The following is a 16,248-nucleotide window of genomic DNA, read 5'->3' as shown; positions in this document are numbered from 1 at the left end:
ATACGGTCAATTGGGACTTCTGGGTAACTGGGGGACGTAAGGCTGGAAAATGGGATAAGATTGCGGTTCCCAGTCATTGGGAACAACAGGGATTTGGGGCTTATAACTATGGTCGGGACTATGTGACCTATGGCAAGAATTTCATCTTTCACGATGAGAAAGGTTTGTATCGGCATCAATTTACTGTTCCAAAAAACTGGAAAGGTAAAAAAATAAGCCTTGTGTTTGAAGGTTCGATGACAGATACCGAAGTTAAGATCAACGGTAAGCTGGCTGGAGATATCCACCAAGGTGCTTTCTATCAGTTTAAGTACGATGTCACCGACAAGATCAGCTTTGACAAGGCCAATATATTGGAAGCGACTGTATCAAAAATGTCTTCTGATAAATCTGTTAACAATGCGGAGCGCCTTGCAGATTATTGGATTTTAGGCGGTATTTATAGACCTGTATACCTCGAGGCGACACCACAAGAGCATATCAGTTGGACAGCTATCGACGCCAAAGCAGATGGAACTTTTCGAAGCAACGTGCATTTAGAAAGTTTGTCTAAAGCCACAAATCTACAGGTGGAGATCAAAGATCTGAAGGGCAACCTGATCGCAAATCAGAAGTTCCCGATTATGGCGAAAGATTCGGTAAAATTGATCGAAATGAAAGTGGAAAAACCGTTATTGTGGACAGCGGAGACGCCAAACTTGTATCAGGTCACGTACACCCTATGGGATGGGAAGAATAAAGGGTATCAATCTCAAGATCGTTTTGGTTTCAGGACGATCGAAGTTCGAGAAGGAGATGGTATTTATGTCAATGGTGTAAAAGTGAAGATGAAAGGTGTCAACCGTCATGTATGGTGGCCCGAAACTGGACGATCTGTGAACGCACAATTGGATCTGAATGATGTTAAACTGATCAAAGAAATGAACATGAATGCGGTACGCTGTTCACATTATCCGCCAGATAGATCATTTTTGGCCTATTGCGATTCATTGGGCTTATATGTTTTGGATGAATTGGCCGGATGGCAGAAGGCATATAGCACCGTTGTGGGTAAAAAGCTAGTGCGAGAAATGGTTATTCGAGATGCCAATCATCCTTCCATTATACTTTGGAGCAATGGCAATGAAGGCGGGCATAATAAAGAACTTGTTGATGAGTATAAAAAATATGATCTTTCGGCAAGAACGGTAATCCATGCACATCATAGACCTGGGAACGCCATCAATGGAATCGATTGCAACCATTATGAAGACTTTTATTCAACAAAAAAAATTCTGGAAGGGCCAAACATTTACATGCCGACTGAATTTCTCCATGCACAGGACGATGGCGGCGCCGCAGCAGGATTAGCAGATATATGGGAGTTGCACTGGAATGCCAAATTAGGTGCAGGCGGATTTATTTGGGATTTTGCAGATGAAGGTATCGTGCGTACAGATTTCAACAATGTGATTGATGTCAACCGCGTAAATGCCCCCGATGGAATCCTTGGGCCACATCGCGAAAAAGAGGGAAGTTTCTATGCTATTCGGGAAATCTATTCACCTGTACATATTACGATGAAGAAATTACCTGCCGACTTCAATGGAACTATTCCGGTGGAAAATCGTTATCACTTTACCAACCTAAAAGATTGTAGGTTTGAGGGTAAATTGATTACTTATAAACAGCCCTATGCCGAAGAAGCGGGGGTGGACTCGGTGTTGAATCTAAAGATAAATAGTCCTGTATTGGCTCCGACTCAAAAAGGAAACGTGCAGTTGAATTTACCGAGCGATTGGAAACAATATGATGCACTAATATTGATGGCAACTGACTCACATGGGGAGGAAATTTATACTTGGACATGGCGTATAAAATCCAATCAGGCTCTTACAGCTGAAATTCTACCTTTAAAATCTTCTACCGATGTTGAAGCGAAAGAGGACAGTGTGAATTATATCCTCAAGGCAAACGGAATAACAGCCTTTATCTCCAAAAAAACAGGATTATTGGTTGATCTGGCCAATGATTATAGCATGAAATTAGCTTTTAATAATGGCCCGGTGCTTATTGATGGACAGTCGGAGCTGAAAAGTGCTAAACGTTGGCAGGATGGAAAAAATGAAGTTGTTGAGTTTATGTTTGATGGCAATCTAAGTTTTATCCGTTGGACGATGCGGCCAGACGGCTGGTTGAAACTTGATTATGCTTACAATATGAAAAAAACGGTGCCTTATGCCGGAGTAAGCTTCAACTTTCCTGAAAACTATATTATTGGGGCCAAATGGCTCGGTAATGGGCCGTATCGCGTATGGAAGAATAGGATGCAAGGTGTCACCCTAAATACATGGGAAAAAATGTACAATGATGGAAAAGCCGGTATTGGTCCATGGGCATTTCCTGAATTTAAAGGCTACTTCTCCGATGTTAGCTGGGTACAATTCAATACAGTGCAAGGCAAGTTTTTGGTCGCAACAGATCAGGACGATTTATTTGTGCGATTGTTCGAGTTTTACGGAATTTCCGGTCCTAAAGGATATCCGCAATTGCCGTCTGGAGATATTTCCTTTTTAGATGCTATTCCCCCTATTGGAACAAAACTGGCATTGGGAATTAATGGAAATGCTGCCGTGAATGGACCCGCGGGTGAGCTTAATCAAATGGATAAAAGGATTAACCGGACACTCTATTTTTACTTTGGAACCCCAAAAGGCGAAAAAGAAAATACACAATTTGTGATGCCTAAGGTTAATGTGTTGACTGATTAAAAGAAAAACTCCATTTTTAGGCGGTTGCAATTGGAATCTACTTATTTCAGTACGCACCTATAATATAGAGAATTAAGGTGCTCCACTACAGGACGTACGAGAATCAAAACACAAAGCATTCCTTATTTATCCGTTTGGATGGAAATGTATAGATTCAGCGCAGTCAACTCCAAAATAAAATTTCAATACTAGGATGGTGTGACCAATATCCTGTTGAAAGTTCTTTAAATCTAGAACATATTCTAGATTTTTGAGGCAATATTTTAAGAAAAAATTGTACGATGTGCTCTTAACTAGATCTTAAACAAAAGGGACCTGTTTCTTTCAATAGAAGAGAATACGGACTATTTTTGTTCTGAGATCTTAGGAAGAGTAACAAATAAGTCTTCCTCCAACAATTCGGTAATTTTAATTTCAAAAACAGCGGCGATTCTGTAAAGTACGGATAAAGAAGGTTCACTCTCATCGCGTTCATATCTGCGGTAAGTGCTTTCTGATATAGATAATCTTTCTGCAATTTCTATAGGTTCAATATTTCTCGAAATACGAAGTATTTTGAGTCTATGTCCAAATTTCATCTTGTTTAGTTTATAATTAATACTTAGTTATATATATTCAAGAAATAATCACATCCAAATTTGCTTCCCCATCTTATAAGTAAAAACTTTATGCTCTTTACCTTTATCGATATTTTTTAAAATAAATAGGCTGTTGCAGGGAACGCTATCAAATTTAATAAACTGATCCTTGGAAACTTGTCTATGAAAACTAATCCAGCGTCCTTTATTCCAATGAAATAATTCATATTCATTTCCCACTTCTATAAAATTGGTGTCACTTCGAGGACAATATCTTATTTTTACTATTTGTTGGGGGCTTCCAAAATCCAATCCTACCCAAGGCTCCCTCCCTTTTGGTTTCAAGAAATAAGTTTGAAGATCATTGTCAAAAGGATAGTTATAGAATCTATTTTTAGTTATATCAATAGAGGGATCTCCAATAACTTTTCCATTTAATTTCACTGTATCCCTATTTTTTGATAGCCCATAAAATTCCAATTCAGCAATATCTCCTCTACCTCGAGGCGGTATCCACATCCTTACATACCTAAATTTATTTCTTTGTTTTATTACAACGCTTTCTATTTTCTCAGGCATATTATGTATGGTAAACAAAGTAATTGAATCTTGAAAATTTACTGTATTTGCTCCCTGGAATTTGTTGCCAATTACGAAAGACATTATTCCTTTCATGAAAGGCGTTAATTGGGCCTTTCTTTCTAATCTAATATTTTCTTTTTCCTTACTTGGTTTAAAGTATTCAATATTTCCCAAATTATTCAAAAAAAATGGTTCTGTTTTTCTTGTAAACTCTATCCCATCATATAAAAATATAGAATATAGATTGTTAACTCCCATATCTCTAAACAATACATGACCATTGGAAATTTCAGACCAAGCTTGTGGTTCCCAGTCGAAGCCGTTATAGGTCGATATTATTGCGTATTTATTTTTTTCTTTATTACCAATTCTAGCTGATATACTTTGGGTTTTAACATAATTTCTTGTTACGTCTATACTATTACTATCCAATAAATCTGATGGAATTTCATTAAGGTGAATGGAATCCAATAACAGGGGCTGATTTTTGTAAGTTTTTCTGAATACTTTTGCAATTTTCCGCCAGGAAAGATCTATTTTCAAACCTTTATTTAAAGCGTCGAATGGAAATTGCTTAGCATCTTCTAAAAAAATGACATTCCATTCATGACCATTATTTGAGCCAGCCCATTTCCTAGTGAAATCAATGGCGGTTGGAATTCCAAGGGCTCGCAAACTCTGAGCTGTATAATGCACTCCATTTTTACAGCTGCCTAGTCGAATTCGCTCAAATTCACTGCTATTAAAATCATATGGATATGACCAAAATATACCAGAATGAGACATTTTAAAAGAGTTTTGATCATTCACGTACTTTGCAATATTGAATATACTATCAAGGTTCTTTTGCTTAATATCCTTAATCCATTTATTATAAAGCTTTATTGACCACAGTTCATTCGATTCGGAACCAACTTTATAAGGCAGAATATACTCACAAAATCCATCAAAATCGATTTTTTTGCTCCATTTATTTCCTCTCCACATTCTAAAAGCGTGGTCGATATGTGAAATCAGGTATTCTGACTTTATGATATTTATATCATGTTGATTATCAATTTTTTGTATTTTTGGCGTCCCATATATATATATTAAAGAATCCCATTTTGCTTGGACATTATGTTTATTATCCATTATTTTTGCATTTCCCCCTTTCCATAACGAATCTATAAAATCGAAAACTTCTAGATAAGGTTGATTTGATCGATTTGTGATACTTAATTTATTAGCCATGTTCGATATTAAAAATATGGCAGCTTGTACTTTTTCTTTATCTCCTTCTTTATTATAATGTTTAATTACATTCTCTAATTCTCCTCTATTTTGTCCAGAAGAATTCAACGAAATATCAATCTTTCGATCCAAATTCGACTCACAAGAGAAAAAAGTAAGAGAAAAAATTAGGGTATAAAATATACGAATGGCGATATAGTTTATGTTTACGAAAGGGGTCATTTAGTTAATTGGTTTCTTTTATTAAAAATAATAATCAAATAGCGATAAACTGTCCTGTACTAACATGGGTTAAAAAAAGCTATTATTTAGCATGTCATTTAATTAAATATTAATATTTAAAATTGAAAAAAAAACACCAAAATTGACTTCACCAATCGAAATGTAATAAATATTTTTGATACATAATATTACCTTTTAAAACCTTTAAGTTTCATTAAGGAAAGAACTTTTAAAAGTAAGCGCACAAAAATTACTAACAATTATTTATCATTATGAAAAAAAACTATTGGTTTATTATCTGTCTCTTTACGTTATTACTGTCTACAACATTTATTTTAAAAAGTTGTAAAGATCAATCGTTGACGAGCGACGTTGATCGTGAACAAAATCCTAAAACAGTCCTTCTCGGTAATTCGCTAAAGATCCATATTGGCTCATCAGTAAATGTGAGTAAATCTGCTTATGCTCTCGGAATCTTCGAACTAGAAACCAAGCAAGAATCTGAAGATAAAATAACTATTGCTATTAAAGCTGCAAACTCAATCGTCAACAATAGAAGAATACTGTTAGACGGTGAGAAATTAATGTTAGAAAAGGTGCAAAACAAAAATATTTATAGTATAAAAGACATTCAAAAAAAATCCAGCTTAACGTTTGATTACGATAGCAATGAGCTCATTTATAAGTATAAGGGAAAAAAAATAACTAATGCAGAAATTAGTAAAAATACGCTATCCAATGCTCAAAAAATAATTTTTTTAAAATTATTAATAGTATTCCAACAAATTATGTTTGAAGATCAAACTGTTGTCCAGCCTTATGCTAAATGGACTGAACAATTGGTGGATTTAAAACAAGCTAACATCGCTTCCTCAGGAAAAAAAGCTGCTATGACAGTATCAAGTTGTACACGATATAATATAAGCTTTGGTATGACAAGAGCGGAAACTGAGAACAAAGCGAAAGAAGATGCGAAAGCTTTCTTAAGTGCGTATCCTTCCTGTAGTCAGATTGGTACCCCAGATATTACCTGTGCGGCAACAATATCGCCATGCGTCGGTACAGTAACTTTTCAATGTACTGGAGATATCTGTGACGAAGGAATTGTGACCGAATAGAAAGGAAGTTAGTTAGTGTAGAGAATCGAATTGATATTGATTATAAGCCAGTTTCAATTCGATTCTAAAAACAAACAGAAAAATAGCTTCATTAATACGCCATTTTATATCATGTATAAATTATGGAAAGATATACTAACCCAAGTCTATTATTGAAAATTTCAGATGAAGTCTGTATAACATTTCTTGTTATTCCATTATATGTGTTGTCTATTTTTCCAAACTTTTGCTCGGATATCATGAATGATGACATTTTCAACAGGAATATTTTTCTATTTTACTTTGGTGTGGTTGGACTGATAACTTCAAGTATAATTATATTTAAAACAATTTTAAAGCAAAAAAAATATATCCTTAAGTTCTCCAAATTTGAAATTGTATTCATTATAATTTTGATATTCAATATAATAAACACCACGGTTATTTCTAAAAATAATCTAAATTTTGATTTTTTTTTGCTGTTTGGGCAATTTATAACATATTTCCTGATAAAAACCCTCTTAGCGGGGATCAATAAAAATAGATTGGATCATCTTACGAATAATATCGCTTTGATTGTAAGTTTAATCTTCTGCGGTTTTACAGCATTTGGAATATTACAGATTATAGGAATTTTAAATTCTAAAAATGATAATTTTATAGTTACTGGACAATTCACCAACCCAGCAAGATTCACAATGCTGTGTGGTCTATTAATGCCATTTCCATTAATATGGGGGATATATAATAGGAGATTACGACTCTTCGCATGCTTATCAATTTTTTTATTTTTAGTATTAATCTATTATTCTGAAATTCAGACGGTATGGATAGCTTCAGTGATCGTATTAACAGTTGTTTTTGAAAGAAGTTTTACCACAAAAAAACAAAGTAGTGTACCCTTAGTAATTTTAGGAATAATGCTTATTTCGGCAATAATAGGATTTGCTTTTTTTGCAAGTTCGGGAAAAGGTAGACTTTTAATATGGAAAATTAGTTTAAATATATTTTTAGATAATCCTATATTTGGTATTGGGTTTTCTAACTTCGAAAACTTATACACCATCTACCAGTCGAAATATTTCACTGAAACCCATTTAGAAAATGAAATATTTTATAGCGATGTTATTAGATATCCATATAATGAATACATAAAGTTATTATGCGAACAAGGCATTTTTGGTTTCCTATTATTTTTAATTTTATGTTATAGTATTATTAGATCTAATATATTAAGGCTAGCTACATCAAAAAATTTCAACATTTCTTATTATTCTTTGCTCACCTTAATACTAGGAATTACGTTTTCTTTATTTTCTTATCCATCAAACGATCCGTCCCTTACAACCATATTGATGCTTTCCTTTTGTTACCTGTCAATTAATGATTCGAATGCTTTCAAAATAAAATTAAGCTTAATCAGAACCATACCAATCTTGATTTTAACAGTATTCTTTTATATATATATAACATTGACTGTTAAACAGCAGATTTCTGCCTATGCCCAATGGAAAAAGGGGAACTGTTATGATTTAGAAGACGAACAACTAACGGCATTATATTTAGATTTAAGTGCCGATAGGTTTTTTGTTCAATGGTACAGTAATTTTTTATTTGATGAGGGGAATTATATCAAGGCAGTTAATACTATAGAAAAAAATAAAGAAATTATGAGAACACCAAATCTTTGTATAATTTTAGGTAAGTCTTATCTTCATCTAAGAGACCTTAAAAAGGCCGAAGATGCGCTTATTGCAGCTGTAAATATGGTGCCAAATAGATTTATACCTCGCTTGCATTTGATGATGTTTTATCGCGAAATTGGAGAATTAACTAAGTGTGTTCAAGTAGCTCAAAGTATTATCTCTTTACCTATTAAAATTCAATCAGACGAGGTCAATTTTGTTAAAAGAGAAGCAATGAAAATATTAAAAACAAATTCGCTTAATTATTATACTAATGATTGAGGATAGACATTCTGTTGCTCTCAAATTTTAATAGATAATGAATAAATGGAAATCAACCTTTTCGACTTTTTTTCTAAGTATAATTTTTTATTCAATACCCAGCTATTAAGTTGTATAGCTTTAGTTAAGCCTCTTTTTTTTAAAAATTAATCAAATTAAAAATTAATTATATAAAATAATACTCTAAAATTTATGAATCTTTTATTCCTGAACATCGGCACTAAAGAAATGTTATTTCTCTCTGTAATACCGTTAATCTTCGTATTTTATTCTATTTATCATGTCATTGGTAATGATAATCTACAATGGAGAAAAAAGATATTTTGGATAATTGGTATTTTAATCTTCAATTTTCTCGGTTGTATTTTTTATTGGTTGCTCGGACGAAATATAGCAAAAACTTAAGTGATTTTACATTCACTTCAACTTTATTAATCAAAATCTGACGAGAAAGCTGATTATTTAAGTTTAATATAGCCAGTCGATTAACTCAGATCGCAAGAAAAAAAGAAAGGTGTATTTTGGTTGTAAACTAAGTGAATATTTATATGTAAATATTTGGATATTGAGTTTTCAATGATTAAAAAAGATGCTAATGAATACATCCTAATGAAAAAAAAGCATCCGTTAAAGCAATTCAGGAAGAAGGTTTAATCCAAAGCGGAGATCAATTTGCAAAGATTAATTTAAAACCTTCCATAGCAACGTTTAGCTGGTCAAAGTGAATCGTAATTAACTGGTGATCATTTTACGGGTTCGAATGGTCGACTGTAACGGAATCTCAACATAAGAGAAGAGGAAAAAGAAAATACACAATTTGTGATGCCTAAGGTTAATGTGTTGACTGAATAAAAGAGTAATGCATAAAAAAAGGGCTTTTCTATGTTAATAGAAAAGCCCTTTTTTATGGTATAACCCTAATAGTATGTATTCTTTTCAATAATGCTTATTTAGGTTTCTTGAACCCAAAAAGGTTGTGCTTTATTCACTCTTATCGCTATTCGTGTAGGAAAAATCATTGACGTATTTATTTTGAATAGCAGTTGATGTTGTTTTTTTAAGATGTACATCCTTCAATTGTACGGTCTGAATTGGAAGTTCGGGATTGCCATTGATCTTCGAGACAAACTGCCCTTCTTCAGCTTTAATGTGGGAAAGATAGACATTCGTTATTGGAGTCAGTTTTTTTACTTTGGTTGGTACCAGGTTGCGCCATTGATAGAGCACATCCGTATCTATTCCAAGTATACCTTCCTTTACGTTTTGGGCTTTGATATTTGAAAAATAAATGTTTTTGACATAACCGCCCATACGTTCATTGGTTTTGATGAAAAGTAGATGCATGAGCTTCTCATTCGGCAGTACCGTGCAATTGTTTACGTAAATATTTTCAATCCCTCCCGAGAGTTCACTCCCAATGGCAAGGAGCTGATGACCGTCACGGATCTCGCAATTGCGGATCACAATATTCTTTGTTGGCGTTTTCAACCGCCAGCCTTCGGGATTTCTACCGGACTTCAAGGCAATAGCATCATCCCCCTGGTCAAATATACAATTTTCAATCAATACATTCTGACTCATTTCTGGGTCAATTCCATCATTGTTATGCCCATGGGCGTAGATGTCGATGCCACGGATAAGCGCATCTTTCGTTAGGTAGAGATGCAAGGTCCAAAAAGGACTGTTTCGGATCTTGATATCTTCGACCCTAACATGTTGGCAACGGTTAAATTGAATAAACTGAGGTCTAAGGTTAGATGTGTCGTTGACCATGATACGCTGTTCCACAGGCCTCCCTTCTTGTGCCCAATTATAGAGATTTTTGATGCTTTCCATGTGCGGCTTTGGTCTCGGAAACCATTTCTCCCAAACAGTCAGATCTGCTTTTATGGTTCCCTTACCGGTAATGGCAACATTTGTCGCTTCGTATGCATAGATCAATGGCGAATAATTATAGCACTCAAGCCCTTCCCAACTACTGTGAACAGCAGGCAAATAGTCTTTCGGGTCGCCCGAAAATAATAAGGTTGCCCCTGCACTGACATGTAAGTTGACATTGCTCTTTAAGTGGATTGCCTTTGTTGACCATTCACCTGGAGGAATAATGATATTGCCCCCCGATGTTGTCGCTAGCGCAATTGCCTTCGCGATTGCTGCGGTAGTACTTTCCTTATCACCCTGACGTGCACCAAAATCGCGGATATCGTAGTTTTTACAATGCTCGAAATTTGGGACCTTAAATACTGGGATTTCAAAAGGAGCTTTGATTTTAATATCGTCTTGGTTGATCTTGCTGATCTGCGCGACGCTCAATCGAGTAAAAGCGATCGATAGTAAAATAAGGGTGAAGATTGATTTATATTTCATGTTAATAATTATTTCATGAGCACGCAAGCTCGGTTTGTGTTTTTTAAGGCCATATGGAATATCCAGTTTATTTTTCATCAGGAGGTCCTAAGCAATTGGTTAAAAACAATAAAGACTAAAAATAAGGAACAATCAAGGGGGAACCTAATTTTACCAAGCAGGACAGTACAAGGTGGTTTGGATATATTTTCTTAAGGATAAGGTATCACCAAATCCATATCAACTCCTGACTGCAAGCGGATTGTTAAAAAGGTGAGAGCATGGTGAATCAACCTCTAAAAGGTGGACTCAACGTGGACTCACTGTGCACTCAACGTGGTTACAGTTAGGAGTTGGTCATAAGTTGGTGTGGGGTTGGAGTTGAGAATTCTATAACAAATATATTACGAATGACGTTGAATCCCTGTTTTTAACCTTATTATACATGAAAACAAGCACTTTCTGACTGTATTGTCTGGTTTGTTCAGGATACTACAGGACGGCTCTTGTTAAAAATGTTGATACTTTTAAAACTAGCTACTTATTTAAGTATCCTTAAATACGCTAATCAATTCGAAGGCATTGTCTACACTTTTTAATTAAGCTGTAGACAAGCGGGGAAACAAGACTTAATAAAACTAAATATGATGAAAAAATTCTTTCGATTTTTACTCCTGCTTACATCAATTGCGATCTTGTCCAATGCACATGCGCAAGGAAAGTTTCCGGACGGAACAGCAATCTCAAAATGGTTCGAGACTGTAAAATCGACTGAGATCGGAACGCTCGGAAAGAAATTTCTCATCACCGATTTTGGTGTGGTCGCAGATAGCACCATCGTGCAAACTGCCAAAATCCAACAAGCAATTGATAAAGCATATGAAAGTGGAGGCGGTGTTGTCGTCGTACCTAAAGGGATCTATCTGAGTGGTTCATTATTTTTTAAACCAAAGACACACTTGCACTTGGAAGAAGGGGCTGTGTTAAAAGGAAGTGATGATATCGCAGATTTTGCGCTAGCTGAGACTCGAATGGAAGGTCAGACAGTGAAATATTTTTTGGCGCTTGTCAATGCGGATCAGGTGGATGGATTTACAATTTCGGGCAAAGGTACACTCGATGGAAACGGGTTGCGCTACTGGCGATCCTTTTGGCTTCGAAGACAGTTTAATCCACAATGCACAAATATGGACGAGATGCGCCCACGCTTACTTTATGTTTCCAATAGCAAGGACGTACAAATATCGGGCATTCGTTTGATCAATTCACCGTTTTGGACCTCACATTATTATAAATGTGAAAATCTCAAATTGATCGGTTTGCACATTTCGGCGCCCAAGGAACCTGTGAAAGCGCCTAGTTCAGATGCGATTGATTTGGATGTCTGCCGCAATGTATTGATTAAGGATTGTTACTTATCCGTTAACGATGATGCGATCGCATTAAAAGGGGGTAAAGGGCCTAAGTCCGACAAAGATCCTAATAATGGACCTAATTCAAATATTATTATTGAGAACTGTTTCTTTGGATTTTGTCATAGTGCACTGACTTGTGGTAGTGAATCTATTCATAGCTATAATGTGATTTTTAGGAACAATACCTTAGATAAAGCACGCAAGCTGTTGCAGTTAAAGATGCGGCCAGATACGCCACAAGAATATGAAAACATTTTGATCGAAAATGTAAAGGGAAATGTCAATAGCATGTTGTTTATTAAACCTTGGACCCAATTTTTTGATTTGAAGGGCGAGAAAGATATTAAAATGTCCTATGCAAGAAATATTGTCCTACGCAATATAGATCTGGATTGCGACATCGTATTCGATGTCCTCAATTCGGAACAATATGTGCTGTCGGATTTTACATTTCAAAATATGCACGTCCGTGCAGCCAAAGATCCAGCGATTCACAGGGAATATATTAAAAACTTTGTCCTAAATAATGTATCTGTTAATAATAAAAAGCAATAATAATATGTACCAGCATATTGCTGTGGCTTAGACCTTGAATTATGAAGACAAAACTTATTCTTTTGACTGGGGCACTGATCGGTTCCCTAGCCGTTTCAGGCCAACGTAAAATGGAGTTTTTGGATCGGGGGATGGTGGGTGTAAAAACGACGGACAACGCTGTTTTTTTAAGCTGGCGTTTGCTTGGCACTGACGATTTTGATACGGCCTTTGCAGTTTATAGAAAGGAAGGGAATGGCAAGCAGAAAAAACTAAATACTTCACCTTTGACCAAAGGGACTAATTTTTTGGACGATCATGTCGATTTGAATCAAGATGTTACTTACATTTTGGATATAGTAACCGGAGGTAAAGAAAAAGAAGTTGCTAAATTGACCTTATCGAAAGATCAAAAAGTACAGCAATACTTAAATATTCCTTTACGTACTCCCAAAGGATACACTCCTGGTGATATTTCTGTAGGTGATTTGGATGGAGACGGGACTTACGAACTGATTGTTCATCAGACGGGTGTTGGACATGACAATGCACACAATGGGATTACTTCGGAACCTATTTTTCAGGCATATAAACTAGATGGTACTTTTCTTTGGGAAATCAATTTGGGTAAAAATATCCGGGAAGGAGCACATTATACCCAATTTATGGTATACGACCTCGATAGTGACGGCCGTGCGGAGCTGGTCTGCAAAACGGCCGACGGTACGAAAGATGGACTGGGAAATGTCATTGGTGATGCCCAGGCCGATTGGCGTGATACTGTATTAAATTCGCGGACTGTTGGTCGCATATTGAAAGGACCTGAATATTTAACCGTATTTGATGGATTGACGGGCAAAGCCCTAAGCTCTGTAGATTATCTACCAGAACGTGGAGAGCTAAATTCATGGGGAGATTCAAATGCTAATCGCAGCGATCGATTTTTAGCTTGTGTAGCCTATTTGGATGGTGTACATCCAAGTGTTGTGATGACGCGGGGATATTATGAACGGACAGCTCTGGCAGCGTGGGACTTTAAAGATAAAAAATTAGTGAACCGCTGGGTATTTGATAGCAAAGTTCGTAAAGATCCTTATTCCGGACAGGGATATCATAATCTTACGGTCGCGGATGTTGACCAGGATGGCAAAGATGAAATTGTGTTTGGTTCGATGGTTATTGATGATAATGGCAAAGGTCTATACAGTACAGGACTGGGACATGGTGATGCGCTGCATGTCGGTGACCTAGATCCTGAAAGACCCGGCCTGGAGATCTTTGGAATCCATGAACTGAAAGGAGGGCGGAAAGGGACCGGCGTGGCTTTATTGGATGCCAAAACTGGCGCAATATTGTTTAAAAGTGCAATAGACCAAGATATTCCCCGCGGTGTTGCTGCAAATATAGATCCCGATCATAAAGGGGCGTATCTGTGGTGGCTGGGATCTAGAGATATGTACGATACCAAAGGTAATCGTGTCGGGCCGGCTCCGAGATCGACCAATTTTCTGATTTGGTGGGATGCCGATTTGAGCCGGGAACTTTTAAACAGTAACTATATTGAAAAATATAAAAATGGGAAAATAGAACGCATCTTTACGGGGATTGGAGCATCATCGATCAATGGAACTAAAAGTACACCTAACCTGAGCGCGGATATCTTTGGGGATTGGCGTGAAGAATTGATCCTACGTGCAGACGACAACCAAAGCCTACGTATCTATACAACAACGATCCCTACAACGCAAAGGGTATATACGTTGATGCATGATCCACAGTATCGCTTGAGCATAGCATGGCAGAATGTGGCTTACAATCAACCGCCACATACGGGGTATTATCTCGGTGCAGGTATGGATCGTCCAGTCAAGCCGAACATTCAGCTGGTTAAGTATGCCCATAAAAAATAGAAATTTGGAAGCGCGATTTGGATTTTTTGACTAAAAGAAATAGATAAGATAGCAAATGAAGCATACAATAAAATGGATAGGGATGGCACTGACAGCCGTTCTTTTGATATCCTTTGCAAAACAGCAAGATAGACCTACGATTTATCTTATCGGTGATTCGACCGTTAAGAACAGCAATAAGGAATATTGGGGCTGGGGTACCCTGATTCCTGAATTATTGGATACGACACGAATCCGTGTAGATAACCATGCAATGGCGGGGCGTAGTACACGAACATTTGTCAAAGAAGGAAGATGGGCAAAAGTTGATTCGTTGTTCAAGCCGGGAGATTTTTTATTGATTCAGTTTGGCCATAACGAGGGCAGTAAGCCCGATACCAGCAAACAAGGCTATCGGGGTGTGCTGCGGGGCATCGGTCAGGACTCCGTTGTGTTGGATTGGGGAAATGGAAAGAAGGAGACCGTGCACACTTACGGTGAAAACCTGCGTCGTTTTGTGATTGAAGCAAAGAAAAAGGGGGTAACACCAATTTTGTTATCCATGATTCCGCGCAACCAATGGGATAATCAAGGTAAGGTGAAACGAGCCGACAACGACTTTGGCTTGTGGGCTAGGCAGATTGCAGAAGAACAGGGCGTTCCCTTTTTGGATCTGAATAGTATTACCGCAGATAAATATGATCAGCTTGGTGCTGAACGGGTAAAATCCAATTATTTTCCAGGTGACCATACGCATACGAATAAAGCTGGAGCAAGAGAAAATGCATTGTCTGTTATCGAAGGATTTCGGAGGATTAAAAGCCAATTAGTACAATACATTAAATAAAAATGAAGATGAAATTGAAATTGTTGCCTTGGGCTGCGGTCCTTTTCGCTGTAATCAGTATGTCTTTTTTGGAAAAACAGCATAAACCGACCTTATTTATTATTGGTGATTCCACCGTAAAAAACGGACAGGGAAATGGGGCCAATGGACAGTGGGGCTGGGGAAGTTTGATCGGTCAGTATTTTAAATTAGATAAGATCAATGTCAAGAATCGTGCTTTGGGGGGAACAAGTACCCGGACATTTTATAACAATCCAAAGCTTTGGCAGAGGGTACTGGATAGCATACAGCCGGGCGATTTTGTCCTTATGCAATTTGGACATAATGATTCAAGTCCTATTGTGGATACGTTACGTGCTCGTGGAACGATAAAAGGAAATGGCGACGATTACCAAGAAGTGTATAATCCATTGCTGAAGCAACATGAAGTTGTCTATAGTTATGGTTTTTACTTACGTCGATTTGTGAAAAATATTCAAGATAAAGGAGCCACAGCAATTATTTGTTCACCTATTCCGCGCAATGCCTGGGAAGGAAACCAAGTGCGTAAATCGGATTATGCAACATGGGCAAAAGAAGCTGCACAACAGGCTAATGCGTTTTTTATCCCTTTGCAGGATCAAGTGATAGCCCAGTATGAAACATTGGGGAAAAAGAAAGTAGAAACAGAATTTTTTGATCCTAAAGATGCGACCCATACAATTAAAGCAGGTGCTTTGCTAAACGCTAAACTCGTTGCTGAACAATTGAAAGCACAAACCAAAATCGGACTAAAGAAATTTATGTAG

Annotated in this window: 11 protein-coding genes; 8 read left to right on the top strand and 3 right to left on the bottom strand. The window is 36.7% G+C overall.

The window, feature by feature from the left end; translation table 11 throughout:
* A partial coding sequence (locus tag ACHWSC_RS07085) for a glycoside hydrolase family 2 protein (protein ID WP_394676299.1) occupies positions 1-2,750 on the top strand: 2,750 nt, incomplete at its 5' end.
* Between the two features lie 344 nt (positions 2,751-3,094).
* On the opposite strand, the gene ACHWSC_RS07080 is transcribed toward ACHWSC_RS07085, so the two are convergent.
* Both ACHWSC_RS07080 and ACHWSC_RS07075 read right to left on the bottom strand, forming a co-directional pair.
* On the bottom strand, positions 3,095-3,328 hold the full coding sequence (locus ACHWSC_RS07080; protein WP_394676298.1) for a helix-turn-helix domain-containing protein: 234 nt from the start codon (positions 3,326-3,328) through the stop codon (positions 3,095-3,097).
* Positions 3,329-3,376: 48 nt separating this feature from the next.
* Positions 3,377-5,251, bottom strand: coding sequence for a hypothetical protein (locus tag ACHWSC_RS07075; protein WP_394676297.1), 1,875 nt, complete (start codon positions 5,249-5,251; stop codon positions 3,377-3,379).
* A 386-nt stretch (positions 5,252-5,637) separates the two neighbouring features.
* Here ACHWSC_RS07075 and ACHWSC_RS07070 point away from each other — a divergent pair, with 386 nt between their 5' ends.
* From ACHWSC_RS07070 to ACHWSC_RS07060, 3 genes are all read left to right on the top strand, one after another.
* Positions 5,638-6,483, top strand: coding sequence for a hypothetical protein (locus tag ACHWSC_RS07070; RefSeq protein WP_394676296.1), 846 nt, complete (start codon positions 5,638-5,640; stop codon positions 6,481-6,483).
* Between the two features lie 122 nt (positions 6,484-6,605).
* A complete protein-coding gene (locus ACHWSC_RS07065; protein WP_394676295.1) occupies positions 6,606-8,429 on the top strand; it encodes an O-antigen ligase family protein in 1,824 nt (607 codons plus the stop codon).
* Positions 8,430-8,621: 192 nt separating this feature from the next.
* Positions 8,622-8,834, top strand: coding sequence for a PLDc N-terminal domain-containing protein (locus ACHWSC_RS07060; RefSeq protein WP_394676294.1), 213 nt, complete (start codon positions 8,622-8,624; stop codon positions 8,832-8,834).
* A gap of 576 nt (positions 8,835-9,410) precedes the next feature.
* Here ACHWSC_RS07060 and ACHWSC_RS07055 read toward each other — a convergent pair.
* Positions 9,411-10,796, bottom strand: a complete 1,386-nt coding sequence (locus ACHWSC_RS07055) for a glycoside hydrolase family 28 protein (protein ID WP_394676293.1) — start codon at positions 10,794-10,796, stop codon at positions 9,411-9,413.
* Between the two features lie 623 nt (positions 10,797-11,419).
* Between ACHWSC_RS07055 and ACHWSC_RS07050 the strand changes: the two genes are divergently transcribed.
* From ACHWSC_RS07050 to ACHWSC_RS07035, 4 genes are read left to right on the top strand one after another with little or no spacing between them, the layout of a single operon-like run.
* On the top strand, positions 11,420-12,745 hold the full coding sequence (locus tag ACHWSC_RS07050) for a glycoside hydrolase family 28 protein (protein ID WP_394676292.1): 1,326 nt from the start codon (positions 11,420-11,422) through the stop codon (positions 12,743-12,745).
* Positions 12,746-12,786: 41 nt separating this feature from the next.
* Positions 12,787-14,634 (top strand): rhamnogalacturonan lyase, encoded by a 1,848-nt coding sequence (locus ACHWSC_RS07045; RefSeq protein WP_394676291.1) that lies wholly within the window; start codon positions 12,787-12,789, stop codon positions 14,632-14,634.
* A 55-nt stretch (positions 14,635-14,689) separates the two neighbouring features.
* Positions 14,690-15,460 (top strand): rhamnogalacturonan acetylesterase, encoded by a 771-nt coding sequence (locus ACHWSC_RS07040; protein ID WP_088163075.1) that lies wholly within the window; start codon positions 14,690-14,692, stop codon positions 15,458-15,460.
* An 8-nt stretch (positions 15,461-15,468) separates the two neighbouring features.
* On the top strand, positions 15,469-16,248 hold the full coding sequence (locus ACHWSC_RS07035; RefSeq protein ID WP_088163777.1) for a rhamnogalacturonan acetylesterase: 780 nt from the start codon (positions 15,469-15,471) through the stop codon (positions 16,246-16,248).

This window comes from uncultured Sphingobacterium sp. (assembly GCF_964277905.1).
Classification (GTDB): Bacteria; Bacteroidota; Bacteroidia; order Sphingobacteriales; family Sphingobacteriaceae; genus Sphingobacterium; species Sphingobacterium siyangense.
The sequence above is the reverse complement of the archived record's forward strand: the minus strand, read 5'-3'. Positions and strand labels throughout refer to the sequence as shown.

Coding starts and splice junctions, on each gene's coding strand:
- ACHWSC_RS07080 (WP_394676298.1), bottom strand. CDS start 3,328: ATGAAATTTGGACATAGACTCAAAATACTTCGTATTTCGAGAAATATT.
- ACHWSC_RS07070 (WP_394676296.1), top strand. CDS start 5,638: ATGAAAAAAAACTATTGGTTTATTATCTGTCTCTTTACGTTATTACTG.
- ACHWSC_RS07065 (WP_394676295.1), top strand. CDS start 6,606: ATGGAAAGATATACTAACCCAAGTCTATTATTGAAAATTTCAGATGAA.
- ACHWSC_RS07060 (WP_394676294.1), top strand. CDS start 8,622: ATGAATCTTTTATTCCTGAACATCGGCACTAAAGAAATGTTATTTCTC.
- ACHWSC_RS07055 (WP_394676293.1), bottom strand. CDS start 10,796: ATGAAATATAAATCAATCTTCACCCTTATTTTACTATCGATCGCTTTT.
- ACHWSC_RS07050 (WP_394676292.1), top strand. CDS start 11,420: ATGATGAAAAAATTCTTTCGATTTTTACTCCTGCTTACATCAATTGCG.
- ACHWSC_RS07045 (WP_394676291.1), top strand. CDS start 12,787: ATGAAGACAAAACTTATTCTTTTGACTGGGGCACTGATCGGTTCCCTA.
- ACHWSC_RS07040 (WP_088163075.1), top strand. CDS start 14,690: ATGAAGCATACAATAAAATGGATAGGGATGGCACTGACAGCCGTTCTT.
- ACHWSC_RS07035 (WP_088163777.1), top strand. CDS start 15,469: ATGAAATTGAAATTGTTGCCTTGGGCTGCGGTCCTTTTCGCTGTAATC.